This window comes from Pseudomonas citronellolis (assembly GCF_029335315.1).
In the GTDB taxonomy this organism is placed as follows: Bacteria; Pseudomonadota; Gammaproteobacteria; order Pseudomonadales; family Pseudomonadaceae; genus Pseudomonas; species Pseudomonas citronellolis_A.
On sequence record NZ_JARJLT010000258.1, the window covers coordinates 1 to 5035 of the forward strand.

Annotated in this window: 3 protein-coding genes; all 3 read right to left on the bottom strand. The window is 68.0% G+C overall.

Translation table 11 applies throughout. The features are described from left to right. Positions 1–5: 5 nt before the first annotated feature. Complete coding sequence (msrA, locus tag P3W75_RS19390; RefSeq protein ID WP_276228929.1) at positions 6–653, bottom strand: peptide-methionine (S)-S-oxide reductase MsrA; 648 nt, start codon at positions 651–653, stop codon at positions 6–8. Between the two features lie 84 nt (positions 654–737). Next, on the bottom strand, positions 738–3428 hold the full coding sequence (locus P3W75_RS19395; RefSeq protein ID WP_276228930.1) for a putative bifunctional diguanylate cyclase/phosphodiesterase: 2691 nt from the start codon (positions 3426–3428) through the stop codon (positions 738–740). 305 nt (positions 3429–3733) lie between these two features. Continuing rightward, positions 3734–5035 (bottom strand): dihydrolipoyllysine-residue acetyltransferase (gene aceF / locus P3W75_RS19400; protein WP_276228931.1); only part of this gene is annotated, 1302 nt, incomplete at its 5' end.

A 5035-nucleotide genomic window follows, 5' to 3' on the forward strand; every position in this document is an offset into this window, starting at 1 on the left:
GCCGGCTATGCCGGCAGGCAAACCCCGGTACCGCGCAGGCCGCAGTAGCCGTTGGGGTTCTTCGCCAGGTACTGCTGGTGGTAGGCCTCGGCGTAGTAGAACGGCGGCGCCTCGCGGATTTCCGTGGTGATCTGGCCGAAGCCGCTGGCGCTCAGCTGCGCCTGGAAGGCCGCGCGGCTGGCTTCCACCACCTCCTTCTGGGCCTGGTCGTACCAGTAGATGGCCGAGCGGTACTGGGTGCCGGTGTCGTTGCCCTGGCGCATGCCCTGGGTCGGGTCGTGGGACTCCCAGAACACCTTCAGCAGCTGTTCCAGGCTGGTCTGTTGCGGGTCGTAGACCACCAGCACCACTTCGGTATGCCCGGTCAGGCCGGAGCAGACTTCCTCGTAGGTGGGGTTGGGGGTCGGGCCGCCGGCGTAGCCGGCCGCCGTCACCCACACGCCCGGCTGCTGCCAGAAGCGCCGCTCGGCGCCCCAGAAGCAACCCAGGCCGAAGGCGATCTGCCGCAGCCCGGCTGGGAACGGCGCGCGCAGCGGGTTGCCGTTGACGTAGTGGGCTTCGGGCACCGGCATCGGCGCCTCGCGGCCAGGCAGGGCCTGGGCGGCGCTGGGCAGGTCCTGTTTGTGCACGAGAATCTGCGAACGCAGGGTCATGGCAGTCGTCTCCTCTGTCTGGGATGGCGATAGACGCGCGAAAGTCCTGGAGATTACAACCTTTGCCGGAATGCCGGGGGGCTTTCAGTCGCCGCGGCAGGGGTAGCGTTGCAGGCTGTCGGAGAGCAGGGCGCTGGGGATCGGCTTGTCGAACAGGTAGCCCTGGCCGATGTCGCAGCGGTTGCGCCGCAGGAAGGCGAGCTGGGCGGCGGTCTCGACGCCTTCGGCGACCACTTGCAGCTTGAGGTTGTGGGCCATGGCGATCACCGCCGAGGTGATTTCCATGTCGTCCTGGTTGTCGGGGATGTCCTTGATGAAGCTGCGGTCGATCTTGATGACGTCGATGGGGAATTTCTTCAGGTAGCTCAGCGACGAGTAGCCGGTGCCGAAGTCGTCCATGGCCAGGGTCAGGCCGAGCTGCTTGAGGCGCTCCAGCTGCTGCTTGGTGTCCGCGGTGGCGTCCAGCAGCAGGCTTTCGGTCAGCTCCAGTTCCAGGCGCCCGGCCGGCACCTGCTCTTCGAGGAGGATGGCGGCGATGGAGCCGACCAGGTCGGGGTCGCTGAACTGCTTGGGCGACAGGTTGATGGCGATGTTCAGCTCGCCGAGGCCGCTTTCGGCCAGCTCGCGGCCCTTGCGGCAGGCCTCGCGGATCACCCACTTGCCGATCGGGATGATCAGCCCGGTTTCCTCGGCCACGCTGATGAACTGGTCCGGGCGGATCATGCCCTTCTCCGGATGCTGCCAGCGCAGCAGCGCCTCCAGGCCGAGCAGCTGGCCGCTGCGCAGGCACAGCTTGGGCTGGTAGTGCACCGCCAGCTCGTTCTGCACCAGGGCGCGGCGCAGGTTGCTCTCGACGAACAGCTTGTGGCTGGCCTCGGCGGTCATTTCCTCGGTGAAGGTCTGCAACTGGTGCTTGCCGTTGGCCTTGGCCTTGTGCAGGGCGAGGCCGGCGTTCTTCATCAGGGTCTGCGGGTCCTGGCCGTGTTGCGGCGCGTAGGCCAGGCCGATGGAGCCGGTGATGTTGATCAGCTGGTTGTCGACGAACAGTGGCTTGTCGAGTACGTCGAGTATCTGCGCCGCCACCCGCTCGCCGCGGCCATGGCTGGATTCCTCCAGCAACACGGCGAACTCGTTGCTGGCGAAGCGCGCCAGGGTGGTGCCGTCCACCAGGCTGCTGCGCAGGCGCCGGGCGAGGCTGGCGAGGAGCTTGTCCCCGGTCTGGTGGCCGAGGCTGTCGTTGATCCGCTTGAAGTTGTCGATGTCCACCAGCAGCAGCCCCAGGGGCGGGCCGGAGCCGGCGCGCAGGCGCTCTTCGAGGACGTTGATGAAGTAGTGCCGGTTGGCCAGGCCGGTGAGGTTGTCGCGGTAGGCGAGCTTCTCGATGTGCTGCTGGGCCAGCTTGCTCTGGGTGATGTCTTCGTAGATGCCGATGTAGTGGGTCAGTTCGCCGTCGTCGGCGTAGACCTTGGACAGCGACAGCTGGCCCCAGTACGGCTCCAGGTTCTTGCGCCGGCTGCGGAACTCGCCCTGCCAGCTGTTCTGGTTGACCAGGGTGGAGCGCGCGTCGAACAGCAGCTCGCTGAGGTTGGCCAGCGCCGGCACCTCGGCCAGGCGGCGGCCGCGCACTTCGTCGGCGCCGTACTGGGTGATGGCGGTGAAGCTCGGGTTGACGTACTCGATGACGCCTTCGCGCTCGATCAGCAGGAAGGCGCTGGCGCTCTGCTCGACCGCGCGCTGGAACAGGTGCAGGGCGCTGGAGGCGCTGCGTCGCTCGTGGTTCATCATCACCTGGGCGAACTGGTCGGCCAGCTCGCCGGCGAAGGCGATCTCGTCGCTCTGCCACAGGCGCACTTCGCCGATGTGCTCCAGGCAGAGCACGCCGACCACCTCGCCGCCGACGCGGATGGTGGCGTCGAGCATGGCGCTGATGCCCTGCGGGCGCAGGTAGGCCTCGGCCAGCTCGCGGGTGCGCGGGTCCTGCACGACGTTGTGCGCGTCTATGGCGCGGCCACTGTTGATGGCATCCAGGTAGTTCGGGAAGCGGCTGGCGTCGAAGCCGCGCGGCAGCTCGAACTGGTCGGTGTCGCGGCGGTACACCGCCACCGGCTCCAGGTAATTGCTGTTGGACAGCCGCCAGATACCGGCGCGGGCCACGTCGTAGGCCTCGCTGGCGGCCTGGGCGATCAGCTGGGCGGCCTCCAGCAGCGGGTCGCTGGATTGGTAGCGGTGGCGCGCCAGGCGCACGATGAGGTTCTGCTGGGCGCGCGAGCGCACCAGGTGCTGCAGGTGTTCGTCCTGGGAACGCTGGTACATCTCCAGGGACATCTGCAGGCGCAGGTTCTGTTCCGCCAACTGCTCGCCATGGGGAGCCAGGCGCGCGCCGTCCTCGTCCTGCAGCAGATAGCCATGGAGCAGTTGGCGGCCGTGCTGCTGGAACGCCTCGCCGATCTCCAGCAGGCTCAGCACGCCCCTGGGCGTGTGCAGGCAGTAGCGCACCTGGTAGCCGTTGTGTTGCAGCAGTTGCTGCTGGATCTGCTCGTGCAGGCGGTGCCGCGCCTCCGGCTCCATCAGGCTGGCGAAGGGGGCGTCGAGCAGGCCGCAGAGGTCGGCGGCGGGCACGCCCAGGGCGCGCTCGCAGGCGGGGTCGAGGAACAGCAGGGTCCAGCTCGGTTCATTCAACCGCTCGAAGCGCAGCAACCCCAACCGCGAGGGGACGGGGAGCTGGGTCACAGCCTCGACCGCCGGGCGATTGGCGGTATCGGGATGGCTCTTCATGCTCGGCGGTTTTCCATTGCTGGGCGAGGTACATGGCCTCGGCCGACTGCTGCTGGGCGAGGCAAGGTTGCATGATGCGGGATTGTCTGACAAGCAATGCCTGTATCGGCCAGGCGGGGTCAAGGTTGAGCGTGGCGGGGATGGGGCCGGGCGCCGTTCATCGGAGGATGCCACGGTGGCTGGCGGTTTGCCATCAACTTGGCTATGGGCATAAAAAAAGCCCCGTCATCCGACGGGGCTCGAGAGAACGAGCGTGGCGCGCTCGTTGATAGACAGGGCAGCGGCCCCGCGCGGGGCCGATGCGTTTACAGCAGCAGCGTGCGGATGTCGGCGAGCACGTCGCCCAGGCGCTTGGTGAAGCGCGCGGCGGCGGCGCCGTTGATCACCCGGTGATCGTAGGACAGCGACAGCGGCAGCATCAGGCGCGGCTGGAAGGCCTTGCCGTCCCAGACCGGCTGCATGGTCGCCTTGCTGACCCCGAGGATCGCCACTTCCGGCGCGTTGACGATCGGCGTGAAGCCGGTGCCGCCAATGTGACCGAGGCTGGAGATGGTGAAGCAGGCGCCCTGCATGGCGTCGGCCGAGAGCTTCTTGGTGCGCGCCTTCTCCGCCAGTTCGGCGGCCTCGGCGGCCAGTTGCAGCAGGCTCTTCTGGTCGACGTTGCGGATCACCGGCACCAGCAGGCCGTCCGGGGTGTCCACGGCGAAACCGATGTGCACGTACTTCTTGCGGATCAGCGCCTTGCCGCTGGGGGCCAGCGAACTGTTGAAGTCCGGCAGCTCCTTGAGCAGGTGTGCGCAGGCCTTGAGCAGGATCGGCAGCACGGTCAGCTTGACCCCGGCTTTCTCGGCGACGGCTTTCTGCGCGACGCGGAAGGCTTCCATCTCGGTGATGTCGGACTGGTCGAACTGGGTCACGTGGGGCACGTTCAGCCAGCTGCGATGCAGGTTGGCGGCACCGACCTGCATCAGGCGGGTCATGGCCACTTCTTCCACTTCGCCGAACTTGCTGAAGTCGACTTCCGGGATCGGCGGGATGCCCGCGCCACCGGTAGCGCCCGCCGCGCCGGCCGGAGCCGACTTGGCGCGTTGCAGCTGTTCCTTGACGAACAGTTGCACGTCTTCCTTGAGGATGCGGCCTTTCGGACCGCTGGCCTTCACTTCGGCCAGCTCGACGCCGAACTCGCGGGCCAGCATGCGCACGGCGGGGCCGGCGTGGACCTTGGCGCCATCACGGCTGGGCGCGCCCACCGGAGACGGCGCTTCGGCCGGGGCCGGAGCGGCAGTGGCCGGAGCGGCCGGGGTAGCGGCAGCCGGAGCCGCGGCAGGTGCCGGCTCGGCGGCGGCTGGGGCGGCGCCCGCGACCTTGAGCTTGAGGATCAGGTCGCCGGTGCCGACTTCGTCACCGACCTTGATCGACACGCTTTCCACCACGCCGGCGGCCGGCGAGGGGATTTCCATGCTGGCCTTGTCCGACTCCAGGGTGATCAGCGACTGGTCGGCCTCGACCGTGTCGCCGGCTTTCACCATGACTTCGATGACGTTGGCCTTGCCCGCCGAGCCGATGTCCGGGACGGCGATGTCCTGGACGCTGGCGGCCGCAGCCGG